This window comes from Streptomyces sp. RLA131 (genome assembly GCF_056270125.1).
Window position 1 is genome coordinate 8301820 of the sequence record NZ_JBWDOQ010000002.1, and the last position, 20459, is coordinate 8322278.

The 20459-nt window shown below is 68.1% G+C and carries 22 protein-coding genes and 1 pseudogene; 11 read left to right on the top strand and 12 right to left on the bottom strand.

What is annotated here, in order from left to right:
* Positions 1 to 60: 60 nt before the first annotated feature.
* A complete protein-coding gene (locus tag RWE79_RS38595; protein WP_475945324.1) occupies positions 61 to 393 on the bottom strand; it encodes an SsgA family sporulation/cell division regulator in 333 nt (110 codons plus the stop codon).
* Between RWE79_RS38595 and RWE79_RS38600 the strand changes: the two genes are divergently transcribed.
* The 6 genes from RWE79_RS38600 (at position 346) to RWE79_RS38625 (ending at position 5416) form a co-directional block, all read left to right on the top strand.
* Positions 346 to 693, top strand: coding sequence for a hypothetical protein (locus RWE79_RS38600; RefSeq protein ID WP_475946448.1), 348 nt, complete (start codon positions 346 to 348; stop codon positions 691 to 693). The genes RWE79_RS38595 and RWE79_RS38600 overlap by 48 nt on opposite strands.
* A gap of 461 nt (positions 694 to 1154) precedes the next feature.
* Positions 1155 to 1943 (top strand): class I SAM-dependent methyltransferase, encoded by a 789-nt coding sequence (locus tag RWE79_RS38605; RefSeq protein ID WP_475945326.1) that lies wholly within the window; start codon positions 1155 to 1157, stop codon positions 1941 to 1943.
* A gap of 401 nt (positions 1944 to 2344) precedes the next feature.
* Entirely contained in the window at positions 2345 to 2611 is a 267-nt protein-coding gene (locus tag RWE79_RS38610; protein ID WP_475945328.1) for a hypothetical protein, read from the top strand.
* Between the two features lie 232 nt (positions 2612 to 2843).
* Positions 2844 to 3038, top strand: coding sequence for a hypothetical protein (locus tag RWE79_RS38615; protein WP_475945330.1), 195 nt, complete (start codon positions 2844 to 2846; stop codon positions 3036 to 3038).
* Positions 3039 to 3400: 362 nt separating this feature from the next.
* Positions 3401 to 4237, top strand: a complete 837-nt coding sequence (locus RWE79_RS38620; RefSeq protein WP_475945332.1) for an alpha/beta fold hydrolase — start codon at positions 3401 to 3403, stop codon at positions 4235 to 4237.
* A gap of 633 nt (positions 4238 to 4870) precedes the next feature.
* Positions 4871 to 5416 carry a GNAT family N-acetyltransferase gene (locus tag RWE79_RS38625; protein WP_475945334.1) on the top strand — a complete coding sequence of 182 codons (546 nt, stop codon included), beginning with the start codon at positions 4871 to 4873 and terminating at the stop codon, positions 5414 to 5416.
* Positions 5417 to 5834: 418 nt separating this feature from the next.
* Here the strand turns inward: RWE79_RS38625 and RWE79_RS38630 are convergent.
* The 7 genes and pseudogenes from RWE79_RS38630 to RWE79_RS38660 form a co-directional block, all read right to left on the bottom strand.
* Positions 5835 to 5985, bottom strand: a pseudogene (locus tag RWE79_RS38630) (transposase); the annotation flags it as partial.
* 552 nt (positions 5986 to 6537) lie between these two features.
* On the bottom strand, positions 6538 to 7584 hold the full coding sequence (locus RWE79_RS38635) for an NAD(P)-dependent alcohol dehydrogenase (protein ID WP_475945336.1): 1047 nt from the start codon (positions 7582 to 7584) through the stop codon (positions 6538 to 6540).
* Positions 7585 to 7607: 23 nt separating this feature from the next.
* Positions 7608 to 8897 (bottom strand): cytochrome P450, encoded by a 1290-nt coding sequence (locus tag RWE79_RS38640; RefSeq protein ID WP_475945338.1) that lies wholly within the window; start codon positions 8895 to 8897, stop codon positions 7608 to 7610.
* Between the two features lie 58 nt (positions 8898 to 8955).
* Positions 8956 to 10359, bottom strand: a complete 1404-nt coding sequence (locus RWE79_RS38645) for an NAD(P)/FAD-dependent oxidoreductase (RefSeq protein ID WP_475945340.1) — start codon at positions 10357 to 10359, stop codon at positions 8956 to 8958.
* Positions 10356 to 10574, bottom strand: coding sequence for a ferredoxin (locus RWE79_RS38650; RefSeq protein ID WP_475945341.1), 219 nt, complete (start codon positions 10572 to 10574; stop codon positions 10356 to 10358). The genes RWE79_RS38645 and RWE79_RS38650 overlap by 4 nt, the downstream gene beginning before the upstream one ends.
* A 555-nt stretch (positions 10575 to 11129) precedes the next feature.
* Positions 11130 to 12959 carry a glycoside hydrolase family 15 protein gene (locus RWE79_RS38655; RefSeq protein ID WP_475945343.1) on the bottom strand — a complete coding sequence of 610 codons (1830 nt, stop codon included), beginning with the start codon at positions 12957 to 12959 and terminating at the stop codon, positions 11130 to 11132.
* A 772-nt stretch (positions 12960 to 13731) separates the two neighbouring features.
* Entirely contained in the window at positions 13732 to 14256 is a 525-nt protein-coding gene (locus RWE79_RS38660) for a MarR family winged helix-turn-helix transcriptional regulator (protein ID WP_475945345.1), read from the bottom strand.
* A 91-nt stretch (positions 14257 to 14347) separates the two neighbouring features.
* Here RWE79_RS38660 and RWE79_RS38665 point away from each other — a divergent pair, with 91 nt between their 5' ends.
* Both RWE79_RS38665 and RWE79_RS38670 read left to right on the top strand, forming a co-directional pair.
* A complete protein-coding gene (locus RWE79_RS38665) occupies positions 14348 to 14806 on the top strand; it encodes an SgcJ/EcaC family oxidoreductase (protein ID WP_475945347.1) in 459 nt (152 codons plus the stop codon).
* 224 nt (positions 14807 to 15030) lie between these two features.
* On the top strand, positions 15031 to 15573 hold the full coding sequence (locus RWE79_RS38670) for an N-acetyltransferase family protein (protein ID WP_475945349.1): 543 nt from the start codon (positions 15031 to 15033) through the stop codon (positions 15571 to 15573).
* Between the two features lie 95 nt (positions 15574 to 15668).
* Here RWE79_RS38670 and RWE79_RS38675 read toward each other — a convergent pair whose 3' ends face one another.
* Genes RWE79_RS38675 through RWE79_RS38685 form a run of 3 tightly spaced genes read right to left on the bottom strand, consistent with a single transcriptional unit; the run spans position 15669 to position 16782 of the window.
* Complete coding sequence (locus RWE79_RS38675) at positions 15669 to 15866, bottom strand: hypothetical protein (RefSeq protein ID WP_475945351.1); 198 nt, start codon at positions 15864 to 15866, stop codon at positions 15669 to 15671.
* Complete coding sequence (locus RWE79_RS38680) at positions 15856 to 16263, bottom strand: winged helix-turn-helix domain-containing protein (protein ID WP_475945353.1); 408 nt, start codon at positions 16261 to 16263, stop codon at positions 15856 to 15858. The genes RWE79_RS38675 and RWE79_RS38680 overlap by 11 nt, the downstream gene beginning before the upstream one ends.
* Before the next feature lie 48 nt (positions 16264 to 16311).
* Positions 16312 to 16782, bottom strand: coding sequence for a MarR family winged helix-turn-helix transcriptional regulator (locus RWE79_RS38685; protein WP_475945355.1), 471 nt, complete (start codon positions 16780 to 16782; stop codon positions 16312 to 16314).
* Positions 16783 to 16927: 145 nt separating this feature from the next.
* On the opposite strand from RWE79_RS38685, the gene RWE79_RS38690 reads away from it, so the two are divergent.
* The 3 genes from RWE79_RS38690 to RWE79_RS38700 all read left to right on the top strand — a co-directional run bounded on the left by RWE79_RS38690 (position 16928) and on the right by RWE79_RS38700 (position 19613).
* Complete coding sequence (locus tag RWE79_RS38690) at positions 16928 to 17413, top strand: DUF2269 family protein (protein WP_475945357.1); 486 nt, start codon at positions 16928 to 16930, stop codon at positions 17411 to 17413.
* A gap of 938 nt (positions 17414 to 18351) precedes the next feature.
* Positions 18352 to 19110 carry a hypothetical protein gene (locus RWE79_RS38695; RefSeq protein WP_475945359.1) on the top strand — a complete coding sequence of 253 codons (759 nt, stop codon included), beginning with the start codon at positions 18352 to 18354 and terminating at the stop codon, positions 19108 to 19110.
* Positions 19107 to 19613, top strand: a complete 507-nt coding sequence (locus RWE79_RS38700; protein ID WP_475945361.1) for a DUF302 domain-containing protein — start codon at positions 19107 to 19109, stop codon at positions 19611 to 19613. Before RWE79_RS38695 ends, RWE79_RS38700 begins: the two co-directional genes overlap by 4 nt.
* Before the next feature lie 239 nt (positions 19614 to 19852).
* On the opposite strand, the gene RWE79_RS38705 is transcribed toward RWE79_RS38700, so the two are convergent.
* Positions 19853 to 20242 carry a hypothetical protein gene (locus RWE79_RS38705; protein WP_475945363.1) on the bottom strand — a complete coding sequence of 130 codons (390 nt, stop codon included), beginning with the start codon at positions 20240 to 20242 and terminating at the stop codon, positions 19853 to 19855.
* Between the last annotated feature and the right edge of the window lie 217 nt (positions 20243 to 20459).

The window sequence follows — 20459 nt, forward strand, 5'->3', positions numbered from 1 at the left end:
CGGGACAGCCCTTGGCCCGCCTCTCAACAGGGTTGACCCCAGCGCCTCTCCCGCGGCAGGTCATTTGGTGAGTCTGCGCCGGCAGATGAAGGTGCAGGCGATGCTGGGCGCTTCCAGCTTCATGTACATCGTCCGACGCGTACCGGAGATCGACGGCCACAGCCGGACGTCTCCTGGCCCGCTCGGCTCGTTGGTACCGTCGTAGAGCAGGTCTCTGAGATGACCCAGCTCACAACATCGCCTTGCGCCGCATGCAGTTCCACCAGCACAGTGAGTGGGTCGGCCTCCGCGTAGTGAAATTCCGCCTTGAACGGCTCGCGGATCGTCGGACCAAGGATGCTGTGGATGTTCAAGCTCAGCGAGCGCATGCTGCAAGGGGGTTGTCGTGGGCACACGGGCTTGGCTGTTGCGTGGACACCGCGGTTCTCCTCATTCTGGCAGGGCGAGTGGAACGACGACGACGGCCACCACACCTGCGACGGGAACATCCCGATCGTGGTGACCACGCTGGACCTGCTGCGTGAGCACGGCCCTACCGGACCGGCGTTCTGCCGCTTCGGCCGCAACAGCCGCCAGCCCCTCCTGGACGCGATCGGCAACCCACGCAGGGACGCCCGCCGACGCCCGCTACTACAAAGCAGAGCGGGCCCGCACGGCCGCGTACAAGACCGAGCAGCAGCGCCTGGCCGATGAGGAGAACGCGAGCGTGAGGCCGGCCGCCCGGTCTGCGTGAGGTGCGGACGGAAGTTCACCGACGACCGGTGGGAAGCCGTCGAAGCGGCGTACCACCGGCAGGGGGCCCCGCTGTCATCGGGCAAGCCTCTGCGACACCGGCGGGTGGCTGCGTCAGTGACAGCTGACTCCGTTGGCAGGTTGGTTCTGACTCCAGTCAGGAGCATCCGGGCCAAGATCTGAAGGCGAGAAGCGACTCCACTCTGGAGGCGTGCGCAACCAGGATTTGAGATGTTGTCTGGCAGCGGTCGACCTCCTGAACCGATGGATCAGGCCGCTGTGAGCGGTGGCCTGGTTCGGGACGCCGGCCGAGCCCATGGGTGGTGGCAGCCCGCTTTTCCCTCCTCGTTGGATCTTCAAGGATGTGAGGACGATCGGGAGCGGCCAGGAACCGAACCGATGCAGGACACGTCTCCCGAACCATGATTTCTGACGAGCACCAAGAGCACGCCGGCTCCGCCGGGTTCACCTCGCCGTCCGCGGTGGCTGTGGATCTGCCGAAGGCCAACGACTACAACAGTTTCGCCGAGGGGTACACGGCCGAAAATGAATCCAACCTCATCAATGCCTACTACGAGCGGCCCGCGACGCTGGCCCTCGCCGGGGACGTGGCCGGCCGGCGGATCCTCGACGCCGGTTGCGGCTCCGGGCCCCTGTTCGCGGCGCTGCGCGCCCGTGGCGCCAGCGTGAGCGGCTTCGACGCGAGTGCCGGGATGCTGGAGCTGGCCCGGCGGCGGCTCGGCGACGGTGCGGACCTGCAGGTGGCCGACCTGGGCAGCCCGCTTCCCTACCCTGACGACACGTTCGACGATGTTGTCGCGTCCCTGGTGCTGCACTACCTGGAGGACTGGGGGCCGGCACTGGCCGAGCTGCGACGCATACTGAAGCCCGGCGGTCGGCTGATCGCGTCCGTCGACCATCCCTTTGCAATCCACCTCATGCACCGCCAGGCCGGCCGCGAGGCCGAGTACAAGTATTTCGACACCACCAACTGGACCGAAGAGTGGACCATGGGCGGTCAGACCGCCCTGATCAGTCTCTGGCACAGGCCGCTGCACGCGATGATCGAGGCCTTCACCGGGGCCGGCTTCCGGATAACGGTCATCAGCGAGCCAGAGCCTGATCCAGCCGCCCGCGAAGTGTTCCCCGAAGCCATCGCGGCCAAGCCGCGCTTCCTGTGTTTCCTGTTCTTCGTCCTGCAGGCCGACTAAATAAGGGCTGTCCCGCAACTGTGTGTCCCGGCTGGAACTACCATGCCGAGCTTCTCCAGCGCCGGACACGCTGGCTGGTCCTTCGGATCGGCGGGCGCTCAGCGTCAGCGGGGCTCTGTCAGCGTAGAGTCCGTTGCTCAATTCCCCTGCTGGTGGTGCCCGGGTACTGCCGGGGTAAGCCCGAAAGGGCCCTTCATTCAGCTTCCGGTGCTGCCGTAGGCGGTGTACGCAGGGCTGGGGGGACGTGGGGCCGGTTGGACCGTCAGCACCCGCGTGGGGCGTGCGGGTAGAAGAGCTGCTGTACGCACGGGCACTCGTAATGCTGCCCCCGGCGCGGAAGTGACCGGCACGGGCAGCGAGAATCCACAGACCACGACGACAACGACGACGAGGGAGGGCCCGTGAAAAGACCGGCCCCGCGCTGCGCCACGGTCCTGTACGCGATGTCCGCGCCCTGCGCCGCCATAGGCGCCCTGCTGTGGATGCGCGGCCAGACCAGCGCGCCCCCCAGGATCTACGGGTCCTTCCTGGCGGCCGACGCCTACACCCCGTCGGCTTGGCGGGTGTGGTCACCGGCAGTGCCCGAAGAACGTCTTGGCCTGTACCTCATCGCGGTCGGGCTGGTGCTGGCTGTGGTGGCGCGCCTGTTCTCTGTACGGCGCGGCTGAGCAGCGGCAGGACCCAGGACGACGAGCACGGGCAGCGCGGCACACGCTCAGGCAGACGTTTCCCCGACCAAGATCGAAGTCCCCGTCGATGTGTTCGAGGTGCTTGCGTGGCACGTTCAGGTGGCCTTCGCGAGCGTGGAACTGCCGGGCGGCTTCCATATTGAGGGCCCACTTGTCGGCCTCCGCGCGTTTCACCGGCCGCTCGTCTTCCCCGGCTGGGGAGAGCCCGAGCATGTTCTCCAGCATCCGCTGCCGCCCGGTGGCGAGCACGGCCGTGCGGCGCGATGAGCGTCTGCAGGACCGGGACGACGACGCAGCCGATCGCCAGCACTGCGAAGAACAGGCCGACGGTGGCTGCGGTGCCCACCCGCAAGGGTGGGAATACCACTTGGCGAACGATGTCGAGGCCCCGATGGTGACGGCATAGACCCACCACGGAGCCGGACGAATGCGGTCATGACCGCCCCCGCCGAATCCCTCCTGACCGTCACCACCGGCGCCCTCTCGGCTCCGCCGTGGCCCGGCTCAACCTCACTGCCATGCGCTGCGCCCTCGCCCTTCTCGGTGCTGGCTCCCCCCCCCCCCGCCGTCGTCCCCTGGTGGGCGATGGGCGCCGTGACGGCGGTCTGCACGGCGGTGGCGGTGGAGTGTGCGGCGGCGGCCGGAGCGTGGTCCCTGCGGCGTCACGGGCTGAGGCAAGCAGACTCTCTTGATGAGAGTTAACTTGCACTATGCGTGTGAGAGGCCTATATTCATGAGAGTCAGCCCTCACGAAGAAGGAAAGAGACCATGACTGCCAACGCCGCCGCCGTCACCGCCGCCACCGTCCGCACCGTCGACCTGGCCGGCGGCCTCTCCCTCACCATCGAGGAGTACGGCGTCAACACCGACGGCAGCGCCGTCCTGCTGCTGCACGGCGGCGCCGGGCCCCGCACGATGACCGGCCTGGCCACCGCGCTGTCCGAGCACGTGTACGCCATCGCCCCGACCCACCCCGGCTTCGACGGCACACCCCGCCCGGAGTGGGCCGACTCCGTCGCCGACCTGGCCGTGGCCTACCTGGACCTGCTCGACACCCTCGACCTGACCGGCGTCATGGTGATCGGCAACTCGCTCGGCGGCTGGATCGCCGCCGAGATGGCCCTGCGCGACACCCGTGGCCGCATTGGCGCCCTCACCCTGCTCAACGCCGTCGGCATCCATGCCCACCTGAAGAAGAACGCGGTCCTCGACCCCCGCACCATGGCCCCGGCCGAGGTGAGCAAGCTGTCCTTCGCCAACGCGGCCTTCCGCCCCGACTTCGCGTCCTTCAGCGATCAGCAGCGGGCTGCGGCCGCCGCCAACCAGAAGACCATGGCCGTCTACGGAGGCGAAGGCTTCACCTACGACCCGAAGCTGCGCGGCCGCCTGCACCGGATCACCCTGCCCGTCCTGGTCGTCTGGGGCGAGCAGGACGGCATCGCGCCCCTGACCTACGGCCGCGGCTACGCCGACTCCTTCCCCAACGGCCATTTCGCGCCCATCCCCGAAGCGGGCCACTTCCCGCAGATCGAGCAGCTGGGACGCACCCTCGGCGCCATCGGTGACTTCGTCGACACCGTCGTCAAGCCCGACGAGGCCGCCTGACCCACCCGCCCGATGGCGATCGCGAACGCGCGTACACCCGGGGGGGTGCGGTGCACCCCCCCGGGCCGGGGTGGGCAGCGGGAGCCGTGGTTCACGGCGACGGCCGCCAACTGCTCCAGGACGTCCGCGACGTCCGCGACGTCCTCGGGGTCCTCGTGGTCCTCGGTGAGGATCTCTTCGGTGAAGCGGATGATGGCCTGGGTGATGCCCGGTGCCGGCGCCGGGCATACGTCGTCCTCAGCGCGCAGGATGCCAAGGCGGATGCGTCCGGGGGCCTCCAGGGCGAAGGAGTCCTCGCACGGCTCCCGGTCCGGGCCGGGCAGTGCGGTGACCGGGGTGATGATGCGTTCGGCGACATCCGCGAGCAGCTTGTCCAGCTGCGGCTCGGTGTCCGGGACCTCGCAGGCGGCGTCGATGTCGCGGGCCTGAACAGCCAGGTGGTAGCGGAAGGCGCTGAAGGCCGTGTCCGGGTCCATCGGAGCGAGCGGCGTGGTGTTGGTCTTGGGCATGACGGCTCCTCACGTACGGGTCGCCGCGCTGGTCACCAGCCGGTCGGCCTTGCGGTCGTGAGCCTGCCGATGCCGTTGGCTTATTGGTTTGCCGTCGGCGAGCCCGGTCGGATAAGAAGTTCGCATGCTGAGGGGCAACAAGGTGGGGCTCAGGGCCCGGCACGAGGACGACGTCCCGATCCTGCGGGCTGAGCTCTACGACGACGTGGTCAACTCCTCGCGGGCCGAAGGCCGGCCGTGGCGGCCGATCACGCCCGGCTCGAAGGACTCGCGGCTCGTGGTGGACGACACGGAGCAAGGACACGTCCCCTTCTCTGTGGTGGAGCTGGACGGCGGCACGCTGGTCGGCACCGCGGTGCTGTGGAACATCGACAACCACAACCGGTCCGCGCACATCGGCCTTGGACTGCTGCCGTCCTCTCGCGGCAAGGGCTACGGCACCGACGTGGTCGCGGTGCTGTGCCACTACGGCTTCGTCGTCCGCGGCTTGCAGCGGCTGCAGATCGAGACGCTGTCGGACAACGCCGCGATGCTGCACTCCGCCGAGCGCAACGGCTTCGTCCGCGAGGGCGTGCTGCGCTCCTCGGCCTGGGTGATGGGCGAGTTCCTGGACCAGGTGCTGCTCGGGCGCCTCGTCCAGGACTGGAAGCCGGACTCCCAGAGCTGGTAGTGCTTCGTTGCCTTGGGTGATCTCGCCTGGTGGTGGGCATCTTTGGGTGGGAGGTGGAACGGCTCCGGGGTGAGTCGGCGGAGTTCGTTGTCGATGTGTTCGGGTCGTTGCTGCGGCGGAATCAGCGGCGGAATCAGCGGCGGTGGGGCGGGCGTTGTATGCGGGGCCTGATGCCGGATCTCGTTGCAGGTGAGCGGGATCAGTCCGTCAGGGCTGGTCCCATCGTCGGCCGGGGCTTGGTCGCGGCGTTCGAGGGTGGTGGTGACCGCGAGGAATGCGTGAGCGAGCAGGGCCAGGGTGCCCCGGCGGTGCCAGGAGCCCCAGCGGCGTACCTGGTGCTCGTCCAGTCCCGCCGGCAGTCCCGCCAGTGTCTTTGAGCTCTGGAACGTCTCCTCCACCGCCCATTCGGCCCGGGCTCCGGCGTCCAGGGCACGTTCGATCATCTGCCAGGCCAGTTGCGGCTTGGTCGCGAAGCCCACATCCCTTGGGACGGCGGCCTGTTCGCAGCGCCTCGGGTCGCCGGTCCAGGACTTGGGCAGGCAGAGGGCGCGGTCGATGCCGGCGTGGCCCGCCGCCCACCGTGAGGGTGCCTTTCTTCAGGTCGCCGGTCTCGTCGAGCCCTTTTCACGGTCGGGGCGGCACACAGCTGCCGCTTCACGCAGCAGGCACCGGGCGCCCGGACGGGCTCACAGAAGTTCCCCGATATTTCCCCGCCCAGTGCCGCCCGATCGGGCACGCAGGGGACACGGGCGGCTGCCTGTGTGCCGCTACGGCGACGGAGTCGGCCTCCTGCTCGGGGCGAATCGACACGGCGAGTCTCTGCCGCGACCTGCATCTCTGACGCGCGGTCGGCGGAGCGACTGGCCGCCGACATCTTCAGAGGTAGAGGAGTAGTCGAACGCGGACCTTGCTTGGGTCAGCCCGTCATGGTCGCCCGGTCGACCTCCACGAACGCCCGCAGCAGCAAGGTGTCGCGCTGCCGGTCGTAGAAGACGGCGTCCGGGATGACCGCCTCGTCCGCCACCGGCCCGGTCCAGCGATCGCACCGGCCACAGCCTCCATGACGTTTCCTCCGACAGTTACGGCCTCCGGCACCAGCCCGGTCGCCTTGCTGACGGTACTCACAGGTGGGGGGTGATGACGGCGCGTCCTTGGATCTTGCCGTCGTGCAGGAGCTGGTAGGCCTCGGCGGCGCCTTCCAAGGGGAAATGCTCGACCAGCAACTTGATCTTTTGCTGCTGGGCGAGGGTGATCACTTCCATCAGTTCGGGAAGGGAGCCCCAGTAGGGCGAGGCGACCGAGCACTCGTGCGGCGGGCTCGAGAAGTTGACGGGCAGGGCTCCGCCGCCGAGACCGACGATGGTCACGTGGCCAAGCACCCTGGCCACCTGAGCAGCCATGCGCAGAGTCGGGTCTATCCCGACCATGTCCAGCACGAGCTGAGCGCCCTGCTGCTCCGTCATGTCCTTGATGCGCGTGACCGCCTCCTCGCCCGAGAGCAGCACCTCGTCCGCGCCCATGCGCTTGGCGGTTTCCAGCTTGCCGGTATCGGTGTCCACGGCGACGACGGTGGTCGCCGCGCTGAGCGCTCGCACCATCTGGATGGCCATCTGGCCCAGACCGCCCACCCCGATCACCACCGCGGTCGAGCCCGGCCCCAGCAGGTGCACCGATCGCTTGACGGCGTGGTAGCTGGTCAGCCCCGCGTCGCTGAGCGGGGCGGCCTGGCGGGGGTCGAGGGTGCCCAGCGGAATCAGGAATCGCGCCGCCGGAACCAGCAGGTACTCAGCCATTCCGCCGTCTTGACCGCCTCCCAGGCCGCCGCCCTGACCACTGACCTTCTGGCAGTAGTTCTCCCGGCCCTGCCGGCAGTTGGCGCACACCCCACAGCCCCAGGGACCGTAGACCATCACGGGGTCTCCGGGCGCGAACCCGGTGACACCTGGTCCCAGCCTCTCCACCCATCCCGCATTCTCATGGCCGAGCGTGAAGGGCAGTTCCGGGGTGAGCCCGGGTGCTGGTCCGGGTGCCTCCATGATGTGCAGATCCGAGTGGCAGGCACCGGCACCCCCGACCTTCACCAGGACCTGCCCCGGCCCGGGCTCGGGCACCGGCACCTCGCGCAGCTCGGGCGGTTGCTGCCATCCGACTAGCTGAAAAGCGCGCATAGCGATCCTTTACGCATGCCGAGTCAGTCGCGGATCCCGTCGATGTCGACCAGGACGTGGCGCGGGCCGCGAAAAATCTGGTTGTGGCGGTACGGCGGTGGGTCCTCTACGAGCCGGGGGTTTTCCACCCGGCGGACGAACTCACCGACCGCGACTTGGACCTCGAGCCGCGCGAGCGGAGCGCCGAAGCAGAAGTGGATGCCCTGGCTGAACCCGACGTGCTGGTTGTCTCGGCGTTCGAGGTCGAGCTCGTCAGGGTTGGCGAACCGCTTCGGGTCGCGGTTCGCCGAGCCGTATGCCAGGAAGATCGGCGCGCCCTTCGGGATGGTGGTGCCCGCGATGTCGATGTCTTCCAAGGCGGAACGGGTGTGCCAGAACTGGACCGACGACTCGAAGCGCAGCAACTCCTCGACCCCGGGCACGATCAGCTCGGGCCGGCGGCGCAGCTTCTCGAGCGCGTCGGGGTGCCGCAGCAGGGTGAGCACGCTGTGGGCGATGAGATTGACCGTGGTTTCATGCCCGGCGAAGATCAGGAGCAAGGCATTGCTCACGAGCACGCCCTTGGACATCCCTCCATCCGGGCTGTCCTCGTTCACCATCGCCGAGAGCATGCCCGGGCCGGGCTGCTGGGCGTACCGGTCGAGCAGCTCAGCTGCGAACTGCCCGAACTCCTTCACGGCCTGGCGACCCCGACCCTCGGCCAGTCGGTTCTGATGCTCCCCGGAGGCAGCCTCGGGGCCGAAATCCAAAGCGTCCAGGGCCGTCTCGATCCAGCCGTGGAAGCGTGACTCGTCTTCCAGCGGCACGCCCAGGACCTTGCAGATCACGGTCACCGGCAGGGGGTAGGCGAACTCGTCGACGGCATCGATCCGGGTCTTGCCCCGCATGTTGTCCAGAAGGCCGTCCACGATGCGGCGGATCTCGGGTTCCAGGTCGGAGATCAGGTGAGGGGAATGGGGCGGTCCGACGAAATGCGGCGTCATCATCCGGCGATCTCGATCATGCTCGGGTGGATCCTGGGTGATGATGTTCGGCTCCAAGGAGATGACCGCCTCCGTGATCGGCTCGGCCTCCGCCGAGCCGGCCTCCGCCGAGCCCTCGGCCGGGGCCGCAACCGGGTCGGGGAGCTTCCTGACATCCGAACTGACCCGGGGGTCGTGGAGTAGCGCGACGATCTCCTGGTAGGTACTGACGACGTAGGTACCGTCCGGCTGCCGCGCCACCGGTGTCCTGCGGAGTTCCTCGTAGAACGGATACGGATTGGCGCGGTTGGCGTAACGGAGGGCCTGCTGCCAGGGAGTTTCCTCGACCACGAGGCTCCCCTCCTTCTCCTGTCGATGCTGTCCGCTGCACGCCCGTCCGGCGGGCGCGTCAACGAGGGCGAGACCGGAACTCGGCCGCCCGCTCGTTCGGGTCGTGGCCGGTCAGGACGACGTCGGGGATCGCTGTCGGGACGCCGAGTTGCGGGAACTTGGCCGGGATCGGCTTCAGGTCGGGGGGCTGGTCCCAGCCCGGAGGCGGAGGCGGGAACGGACCCGATTGCTCGATCAGCTTCCCGTAGTACTCCAGCCACTTGCCGTGATCGAAGGTGACGGCGGCTACGATGCGGCCCCGGCGACCGTAGGCGGCGGCGAAGTGGCGCTCCTCGACTGACCCCTGCGTGAAGACGATCTCGTCGCCGAAAGGCGGCACGCCGACGGATTTGATGTTGACGCCGAACTGACCGGACCAGAAGCCGGGCAGCAACAGATGCGGGCGATAGTGGGGCTCGAGGTTCACCATGTTGTGGGCCGCGGCCTCGGCGCCGAGAACGGCATTGTCCCAGTGCTCCATCGCGAGGAACTGGTACTCGTACAGCACGTGAGGCGCGCGCGCCACGTCCCCTGCCACGTAGATGCTGTCGGTGACCACGCCGTTGATGTCGAAGGCGCGACCACCGGCGTCGCAACCGACGCCCCAGAAGCCGGACGCCAGCCCGGCGCCCTCCAGCCATTCCACGTTGCGGATCGACCCCAGCGAGGCCACCACCACGTCGGCGTCGACGGTGGTTCCGTCCGAGAGATGAGCACGCCGCACGTGTCCGCCGGAGTCCCCCTCCAGTGACGACACGCCCAGGCCGCAGCGCAGGTCCACACCGTGGTCGCGCTGCATCTCCGCGGCGATCTCTCCGATCACCCCGCCGAGCGCGCCGACCAGCGGCGCCGAGCCCCGCTCGACGACGGTCACCGGGAGATCGAGTTCCCGGCAGACGGAGGCCACTTCCGAGCCGATGAACCCGGCGCCGATGACCATGACCCGCGACGGCGGCGCGGCCAGCGCCTTTTGCAGCTGTGCGGCATCATCACGCGAGCGCAGCGTGTAGACCCCGTCCAGGGCGGCCTCGTCCGGGTTCGGCCACTGTCGCGCGCGGGTGCCCGTGGCGATCAGCAACCGGTCGTACGGGATCTGCTCGCCGTCTGCCAGGCGCACCTGTTTGGTGGCTCGGTCCAACGCGGTGGCGGCCACCCCGAGCCGCCACTGCGCATTCACTTCTCGCAGGCGGGGCAGCTTGGTGTGGTCGGCAGGCACCCAGCCTTTGAGTGCCTGCTTGGACAGCGGAGGACGGTCGTAAGGCTCGTACGGCTCGTCCCCGATGATGGTCAGAGGCCCGGTGAAGCCCTCGTCACGCAGGGCTTCGGCGGCCCGCAGTCCGGCCAGGGACGCACCGACGATGACGATCCGGCCGTTGGCTCTGAAGTCGCGCACCAGCTCTGCGACCGTTGCCGGCACGGTCATGATGTCGCGCTCCCTTCTGTGCCGTCCAAGCGTTCGATCACGATCGCCTGCACCGGGCACGCCGCAGCGGCTCGCTCAACCTGCAGGCGCCGCTCGTCATCGGGGTTCGGCTCGTAGGTGAGGGCCTCCTGGCCAGTCAGTCTGAAGACCTCGTGCGCCAAATACACACATTGTGCGTATCCCTGGCATCGATTCAGGTCCACGGTGATCCGCATGGGCAGACTCCTTCCGATCTGCCTGCCGCCCCACAGAGACCATTGACCATCGATCATCGACCATCGACGCGGTCACGTGCCATGCGGCGGTTGCCCGTTGTACAGGTGACCCAGCTGGACAGCCCACCCGTCGCCCCGGCCGACGCCACCGGCTGAGCACCGTACGTTCGATCTTCTTCGCCACGGGGTACCTTCGCGGTGACGCTTACTGCCGGTGAGCTTCACGGTCCGAAGGTCGCGGTACACATCCGATGGCGTGGGCCTCAAGGTTCGCCCTGGTGGTTCTGTCCTACGTAAATTCTCGCCCCGTCTTCCGACGAGCGCAAATCCGCTGTTACGGAACAGGGCCGCTTCGCGCGTAGCGGCCGGAGAACGTCACCGCAGTTGACGAATCAAGCTCCCGCACGGAGGAACCGGATGCTCGCTCGGCCAGGGCGCGAGGAACAGAGGACCCTGGGCGGCTCAGCATTCATGCGCACGAGTCGTCCTCCCGGCCAGAACGCAGGGGGCTCGTTGGACTGAACGGGTACTGGACAGGATGCGGAGCGTGGCAGGTCACCCCAAGGCGCGGTCGAGATTGAAGGCGGCGCTGATGAGGGCAAGGTGGGTGAAAGCCTGGGGGAAGTTGCCCTGTTGCTCTCCGGTGTGGCTGATCTCTTCCGCGTACAGGCCGAGGTGGTTGGCGTAGGTGAGCATCTTCTCGAAGGCCAGGCGGGCTTCGTTCAGGTACCCGGCGTGCGTGAGCGCCTCGACGTACCAGAAGGAACAGATGGAGAAGGTGCCCTCCTCGCCTTCCAGGCCGTCCGGGCTGGCCTTGGGGTCGTAGCGCCAGACCAGGGAGTCGGAGACCAGTTCGTCGCCAAGGGTGTCGAGGGTCGACAGCCATACGGGGTCGCTGGGGGAGATGAACTTGGTCAGCGGCATCATCAGCACCGCGGCGTCCAGCACGTCGTCGTCCTCGTGCTGGACGAACGTCTGCCGGGCGGGCGACCAGCCCTTGTCCATGATCCGCCAGTAGATCGCGTCCCGGACCGGCCCCCAGCGGCCGAGCTCGGCGGGGAGGCTGCGGTGCCGGGCGATGCGGATGGCGCGATCGATGGCCACCCAGCACATCAGGTGGGAGTAGAGGAACTTCTTGCGCCCGCCACGGGTCTCCCACACACCCTCGTCCGGCTGGTCCCAGTGCTCACAGACCCAGTCCACCAGTGCGCACACCGCGCGCCAGTGGCCGCTGGAGATGGGCCGGCACCATTTGTCGCACAGATAGACGGAGTCGAGCAGGGCGCCGTAGATGTCGAGCTGCAGTTGGGTGGCCGCGTCGTTGCCGACCCGCACGGGCGCCGAGCCCCGGTAACCCTCCAGGTGGGGCAGCTCGCGTTCGGGCAACTCGGTGCGTCCGTCGATGCCGTACATGACCTGCAACGGTCCGGACGATTCGTAGCCGCGCCGGTCGGTGTACCGGGTGAGGAAGTCCATGAACGCCTCTGCCTCCTCGGTGAAGCCGAGCCTGAGCAGGGCGTAGACGGCGAACGCGGCGTCGCGCACCCACACATAGCGGTAGTCCCAGTTGCGGCCGCCGCCGATCTGCTCGGGCAGGCTGGTGGTGGGGGCTGCCACGATCGCGCCGGTGGGGGCGTAGGTGAGCAGCTTGAGGGTGAGGGCGGAGCGGTGCACCATCTCCCGCCATCGGCCGCGGTAGCGGGACTGGTGCAGCCAGCGCCGCCAGAAGGCGACCGTGGCGGTGAACTCCCGCTCGGCCTCGGCCTCGGCGTGCGGGCAGCGGCGCGGCGGAGCCTCGCTGCTGCCCTGCTCCAGGACGAAGACCGTGGTGTCGCCCCGGGAGAGTTCGAACTCCGTCCACACGTCCTTTTCGTCGTACTCCAGCGGCACCGTGGCGGTCAGCGTCAGCGTCAGCTCCTCGGAGGCGAACAGGGCGGCCCGGTCCAGCATCCGTACGGTGTGCGGGTGGGCGCCGTAGCCGAACCGGGGGGCCACCCGAGCCCGGAACGGGATCGTTCCGCGGACGCACACCACCCGCCGGATCAGCCGGTGGCGGTCGGAGGCGCCGGAGTCCGCCACGGGCATGAAGTCCTGGATCTCCCCCAGCCCGTCCTCGGTGAAGAAGCGGGTGATCAGCACATTGGTGTCCGGGAAGTAGAACTGTTTGGTGCTGGCAGGCACGGTGGCAGCCAGCTCGAATGCCCCGCCCCGGTCCGCGTCCAGGATGGCCGCGAAGACACTCGGGGAGTCGAAGGAGGGGCAGCAGTACCAGTCGATCGTGCCGTCGGTGCCCACCAGCGCCACCGTGCGCAGATTCCCGATCAAGCCGTGCTCAGCGATCGGCAGATACCGGACGGACTTGTTCTGTGCCGGTGCTTCAGACATAACAGCACCCTCCTTACTCCCGCCTCTCCTGCTTCGGGCCCCTGCGATCGCACCATCCGGCGGAGATTTGACCTGCTCGGTCAGTTCGCGGGAGGCAGCGCGACCCTCCTCGACCGCGCCATCCATATCGCGAAGCCGAGGGCCCGCCGACGGATCGCTTGCGGCCTTCCGCTTCGGCGCCTCGTTCGAGGGTCGTGGGACAACCACGTCCCTCTACCTCCAGTGTCCTACAAACGCCGGAGCAGGTGTCTTTTGCGCCCTGGCCGGTCCCAGCCGTCGAGGGGATCCCGGCCGGCCTGTGTTCGTTCCGATCCTCCTCAGCCCTCCAGCACCCACCCACACCACTGCCCTGCACAACGGGTCCCAGTAGTTCTGCCTTCTCGTAGGCGATGGGACTACGTTGTCCGAGTCGGGACTGACAGCGTCGGGTGTTGTAGCGGTGCAGCCACCGGAACGCCGCCAGTCGGGCCTCGCGCTCGCTGGTCCACCCCTTGCGCCCTGGAGGGCTTCCCGCTTGAAGGTCGCGTTGAAGTCCCCGCAGCAGGCCCGGCGCGGGACCGGAGCGGTGTGGTGCTCCCTGCCGCCGAGAATCAGCAACAGGGCGCAGCTGGGCGCGTCGGAGCCCGAGCCGGAAGTGCTGGTCACTGCGATGTCCTAACCGTACGGCCAGCTCGGTGGGCCGCCGCACGACATGGACGGGAACCGGCACCGGGCGGCAGGCTCGTCAACTCGACCTCGGGGCCTGCGACGCGGAGTGCGGGGTGGCGGGCGGTCACTCGCTCGCGGAAGGGGTGGGGCGAGAGGCGTTTCCCTTGGGTTTGGGGCCGGGGCGGCGGCTGCGCGAGGCGCGGGTGCGGATCTCTTCGGTGGCCGCCCGGTAGGCGGGGGCTGCATGGGTGAAGTAGTCGAAGAGGACCTCGCGCTGCTCGGGCGTGTAGCGGTCCAGGACCTCGGCGATCAGTCGGCGGGCGGGGCCGACCGCGTCCTCGACGTCGGGGAAGGTCTCGGCCGAGGCTTCGATGATGACCCGTCGGCGGTCGGCCGGGTCCGAGGTACGGCGTACGTAGCCAGCTTTTTCGAGCCGGTCGATGAGCCGGGTCGTGGCCCCGGTGGTCAGGCCGGTGCGAGTGGCCAGGTCACCCGAGGTCATGCGTCCGGCCAGGGCGATCAGACTGACCGCGTACCACTCGGTGGGCTGGAGTCCGGCGGCTTCCGCGCCGGCCATGCCGTGCAGTCCCACCGCGTCGAGGTACTGCCGGAAGATCACGTGATGGTCTCCAGGCGTCTCGTTTGCCATCGCTGCGAATGCCCCTTACGCTCATAGTTGCAATGATGCAGATACTGTTTAAAGGCAGGTTCTTCTCCAGCTTAACGAACAGGAGGATGGCATGACCACCCAGGACGACAAGGCTGCGATCACCGCGGTGATGACCGAGATGAACAGCGCATGGGCCCGCAACGACGCCGACGCGTACGGGGAGCTGTTCACCCAGGACGCCACGTACGTCACCTTCGTGGGGACGTACTACAGCGGGAGGGCTGACATCGTGGAGTGCCACCGCACGCTGTTCGCAAAGTTCCTGAAGAACACCAAACTTGCCGGTGAGATCACCGATGTCCGTTTCTACGGCCCGGACACCGCGGTCGTCACCAGCCGCGGCGACACCTACAAGGGCGCCACCGCGCCCAGGGCGTCGAGGCTGTCAAAGGTGCAGACTTACACGTTCGTGCGCGAGGCGGACGGGCAGTGGCGAGTGGCGGCCTTCCACAACACCCAGCGCAAAGCGCTGATGGAAGCCATCTCCTTCAAGACCGCCCCCGGCACGATCCCGGCCGCACAGAAGTGACCGTTCAAGCCGTCCGGCGCACGGTCCTGGTCGCTGGCGCAAGTGCTGGCATCGGCCGCGCGCCGGCCCGCTCCACGGGTGCGGCCGGCTACACGGTCATCCGGCCGTGCCCGGTGAGGTACAGATGAACGTGCTCAGTCATAGATGCCGAGCCGAAACGATCGGCCCATGCTGACCCCCGGGCCTACCCAGAACTGTCAGTGCTGGGTGCAAGGCTCTCCTGCATGAATAGTGAACCCCTCGACCTGCGACAGGTCACAACCCCAGGTGACGTCACGCCGGAGCTGAGGCAAGCACTCATTGGATGCTGGATTGAGGTCACGAACGCCGGCGGAGCAGCAGGGTTCCCCTTCCCGCCCATCGACGCGAGCCAGGCCGCCCCTGCGGTCGACTCCCTCATCGCGGGCCTTGTCCCTGAGACGAGCCGTCTCGTGGTCGCATCGATCAACGGCAACCTCGCCGGGTGGCTAAATGTTCGGCGTGATCCCTTTGAGCTCATCTCCCACTGGGGGACGCTCCACCACGTCCAGACACGGACGGGCCTGCGGGGCCGCGGCATCGGGGCCGCTCTCATGAATCACGTTCGTGACATCGCCCGCGACGAGATGGGGCTGGAACAGCTCCACTTGGCTGCACGCGGCGGCGTTGGGCTGGAGGACTTCTACGGCCGCTTGGGCTGGAAGGAGATAGGCCGTTGGCCGGGCGCTCTTCGCCTCGCCCCCGGCGGTGATCGCGACGAAATCCTGATGATCCTGGCACCGCTCTAACGCCAAGCATCTGTCTCAACACCCCCGCGACAAAAGATCCCGTGTTCGCCCCGATGAACACGGGATCTTGCATGTCAGGCAGACCTCACGATGTCTCATGAGACATCGAAACGGTGGGGAATGTTTCCACTCTTCTGCGCCGAGCCGACGAGGCCAGCATGCATGATGAACAGGAGGACGGCGGCCGACACCGACAGCGCGATCACCGTCAGGGAGGCCAGCACCGCGGTGGTCCGGCCGCGCACCGTGCGGGGCAGAAGTCCCGGACGGCGCCGGGCCAGCTCAGGCCCCATCGGGCCGGAGTCGGTAACTGCCTCCCGCGACAGTCTCGATACTCGCACGGCCGAAAGGGCGGTCGATCTTCCGGCGGAGCGCACTGATGTATACCTCCACGATGTTCGGACCGCGTCGATCCGCACTGTCGCAGACAGCGTCGAGGATGGCCGTCTTGTGGACGGCGGTGTCCGGGCGCTCGGCCAAACAGGCGAGTACCGCGAACTCGCGGCCGGTCAGCGGCACTTCGACGCCGCCACGACGGCAGCGCCTGGCCGCGCTGTCTATCTCCAGATCACCGAGGTGCTGGACAGCCCGTCCCTCGGGCCGGGTGCGCCGCAGCAGCGCGAGCAGTCGTGCCCCCAACACCACGAAGGAGAACGGCTTGACCAAGTAGTCGTTCGCTCCGGTCTCCAAACCCTCGGCCTGGTCGTAGTCGCCGTCCTTCGCCGACAGCGTGGTCTGTCAGGAGCGGCCGGGTGCGTCAGCACGGAGGTCCTTGGCAAGGAGGCGGTACAGCAGCGTGCCGAGGCTGGCCTGTTCCTCGGCCGTCAGTCCGTCGAGCAGGGGGGTTTCGACCGAGCCGACGGCATGGTCCATCTCGCGAAGCAACTGACGGCCTGCGTCGGTGACGCGCAGTTCGGCGGTGCGGCCACGTCCTGCTGGAGTCACGCGGCGGACGGCGCCGGCTTGTTCGAGTTGGCGAACGGTGGCCTGCATGCTCTGCGCGGTGACTCCAGCCCTGCGCCCCAATGCGCTGTAGGAGAGCCCGGGCTCGCGCGAGAGGTGGCCCAGGGCGCTCAGATGTCGCAGCGACAGTCCCTGGGCCTCAAGGGCGCGCTCGACCTCCTCCCGCACGATCCGCCCCAGGGCGAGCAGCAGCAGCGCGGGGCGCCCTGGGGGTGGGGGTGGGCGCTCGGCCGGGTTACTCGTCACCTGTCCCACCTTCCAGAGCCGGATGCGGGCAGCCGGCAGTTCTGGGCTCTTGAAAGCGAAATGCTATCGTCGTCCAAGTTTAAGGCAGACTGAAACCGTGCGCAGGCGCTCCACCCGGCGTGCGCGCGAAAAGGGAGACACCGCCATGGCCAAATTCCTGCTCAGCGTCCATGTGCTGGCGGCGATCCTGCTCATAGGACCGGTCACCATCGCGGCGAGCTTGTTCCCGCGTTACGCGCGCCAGGCCCTGACCGACGGACACGAGCAGCAGGCAGCCACGGGCTCGGTCCGGCTGCTGCACCGAATCTGCCGGGTCTACGCCGTGGCCGGCATCTCCGTCCCGGCCTTCGGCATCGGCACCGCCCAGGTGATGGGCGTGATGGGCAGCGCCTGGCTCATCGCCTCCACGGCTCTGACAGCGGTGGCCGCCGTCCTGCTGGGCATCGCGGTGCTCGGTACCCAGGACAACGTGGTCACCCACCTCGACAACCCCGAACAGCCGTCGACCGCCGCGGAGTCCCTGATCGCCCGGCTGCCCCGCCTGTCGATGATCACCGGCCTGTTCGCCATCGCCTGGCTGATCGTGGTGGTCCTGATGATCGTCCGCCCCGGCTCGACGACAGGCGCATAGCGGCTCAGTCACCGCAGTGAACCCCACGCTCTGCCGGTGGCTGCTGACGTGGTCGTGCCGTTCGACAGCGTGCGGGTGCAACCCAGGGCAAGGCCCCCAGCCTCGAACAAGGGACAGGACCAGACCCAGTCCATAACGGTGGTCGGTGGTGTGGCAGAACCGGCGCACCGTCGCCGTCACCCGCCGGGCCTGGTGCTTGACGGTGATCTTCGTGGAGTCCACCGGCAGGTCACGCTCGATCCCCAGCCGACGCGCGGTCTGCCAGGACGGCAGGCGCTACACGCACGACCTGTTCGGCCGACAGGTCGGCGCCACCGTGGCCGGTGGCGTTGCAGGCGTAGGAGACGGTTTCGGCGGCCAGGCCGCCGGCGGCCTGGCCGAGGGTTGCGCAGCGAGCCCCACGAGGGCACCGGGAATGCGCAGTCCGCCGGCGACTCTCTCGACAGTTGCCAGCGCGGTGACGGCTGCGGTGCCGCAGGCGATCTGCTGACGCGCTCGGCTTTGAGCGCGCACGCTTCGGCGATCCGGTTGAAGGAGAGCGCCGCGTCGTGGGCCATTGCGAAGACCACGGTGAAGTACCGCTCGCGCAGGGCCCGGACGAGGGCGGGGTCGGCCAGCAGATGGTGCGGCACTTGGGCTGGTGACGGCGGTAAGTCGTCCACAAGTCCCCCCTGCCGCGCACCGTCGCGGCGCGCGGGGTGAGCAGAACTGTGAGCGTGGAGGATGGATCCTCGGCTCGGCCGGTGCGCCGTGACCTCGCAGTGGCGTGACTGCACGTACGCGGAGAAGGCGTCCTGGAGGATGGGGTCGAAGCGAGTGGCCGCACCACGATGTGCTGGCGGGTGCCGTCTCCCCGAGCGTGGGTTCGTCGAGTTGCGTGCCCAATACGCTGCGAGACACTGTTTTTGTACGCATTCGTCAGGCAAAGAACCCGAGCCATGAGTACTGGACTCCTCGATCTGGCCATCGCCACCGCCGGCGGTAAGGAGCTCTGGGACACCGTGAGTGGCCTGAAGGCCGATGTCTCCATCGACGGTCCGGTCTGGGCGCTGAAGGGCTGGCCACCGGGGACGAGCTTCGACCAGGTTCTGACGATCGACACGGCCAGAGAACACATCGTGTTCACCCCGTTCACCCGCCCGGAGTGGCAGATGATCTTCGACGCTGCCACTGACAGCGTCACGGTGCAGACTCTCGACGGCGAGCCGGTCGAGACCCTCGCGCCCGCCCGCGCCGCCTTCAAGGGAATGCTACGGAACACCGGCTGGGACGCTCCGCACCTCGGCTACTTCCTCGGCTACGCCTGCTGGAACTACTTCACCAGCCCGTTCCTCTTCACCTATCCGGGCGTGCGGACCCGCGAGATCGAGCAGTGGCACGAGGCAGGGCAGACATGGCGGCGTCTGCACGTGCGCTTCCCGCCCGACATCGCCACACATAGCCCGGACGCGGTGTTCTACTACGACGCCTTCGGTATGCAACGTCGCATGGACTACGTCGCCGAGGTCAACAACAGCTTCCTCGTCGGCCACTACACCGGCCGCCACCAGAGTTTCGACGGTCTGGTCATGCCGACACGACGACGAATGTTCCGCCGCAACCCCGACAACAGCGTCAACCTCAACTTCCCCTCCATCACGGTCGACGTCCACGGTGTTGAGCTCGTCCGCTGTGACGATGAACAGGCACGGCCATGACCACGGACAGCGCCTTCATCGACCACCCCGCCCGGAGGCTTGTCGTGACGCTCCCGCGTCCCTACGACGCGGCGTGCGAGCACTTTGAGACCCTCGTCCCGGAGGCGGATCTCCACCGCTTCTACCAATTGGGCTCCTGGAAAGCCATTCTCGAACTCGCCGAGATCAACGGCCCCCACGGGTTCATGCGCTACTACCGCAGCGACCTCTGCGCCCTCATGGCCGGCTCGCAGTCCCTCTGGAAGGCCACCCAGTACCTCATCGGCAACCACACCATCGCCGAACGCGCGTTCCGCGAGGATGCGTCGGGCGGGCTGTACGCACCGCTGCCCTTCCTGATCTACGCCGACCCCGACGGCGACACCAAACTCGCTGTCGATCAGCCCAGCTTGCTGTTCGCCAGCTACGGCAACCCGCAAATCGCCGAGGTCGGACGCGAGCTCGACGCACGCCTAGCCCAGTTGATCACGCTCCTCGGCGGCGACATACCTGCCCAGCTGTGAGCCTCCGCGACCTCCGGAGGTGTTGCTCGGAGGCCGCGGAGGCCGCGAGCCCACGGCCCAGCACAGTCGTGATCCGCCGGACGGGCCCTGACGACCTCGCGCATGGTAGGCCGTGGCCCGGCGAAGCCACTTCAACTCAAGCCGCGCAGCCCGCCCCCGCTGGGACGGCTTGATGGGCCGGAAGGAGTCGATGCCGGTCAGGACGGTGAGCATGCCACCCGGTGCGGCCAGTCATGTCCCTACACCGCCAGCGGCACCGCCACCACCGCCGAGCCGGCCGCGACCAGCGTCGGGTCCCAGCCGAAGATGCCGTTCAGGCCCTGCGACAGCAGGACCTGGTCCGCGACATCGAAGCCGACGTACGTGAAGATCGTCGCCGCCAGCAGCACGACCACCCCGCGGTAGCCGAACTGGGCCCGCGGCTGGATCATTCGCGGCAGCCCCAGCACGGCCCGAGCGGCAGGCCGGGTGGCGGACCGACGAAGCCGACGGACGGCGATGGTGAAGTACTGGAAGTTGCCGAGGAACCACAGCGGTCCCCGGTGCCAGAGCTTGCCGTGCCGTTCGCCGTCCGGGACCCAGTCGATCGACCGGGTCCCGATGCCCGGCCTCGCTCGCGATTCGGCCACGGCGGTGCCTCGGGGGGACTGGCTGCGGCGCCTGTGGGAGAGCACGGCGCTGTGCTGTGCGAGGACCGTACGCGGCGGGCGCCGAGGATGACTGGTGTGCGTTTGCTGCTTTTGTCGCGCCTTCATGCTGGAAACGCACACCCGGCTTCACGCGGCCACCACACAGCCATCACACCACGACAACACCCAATGTTCGTTCTCTCGTCAGCAACTACGC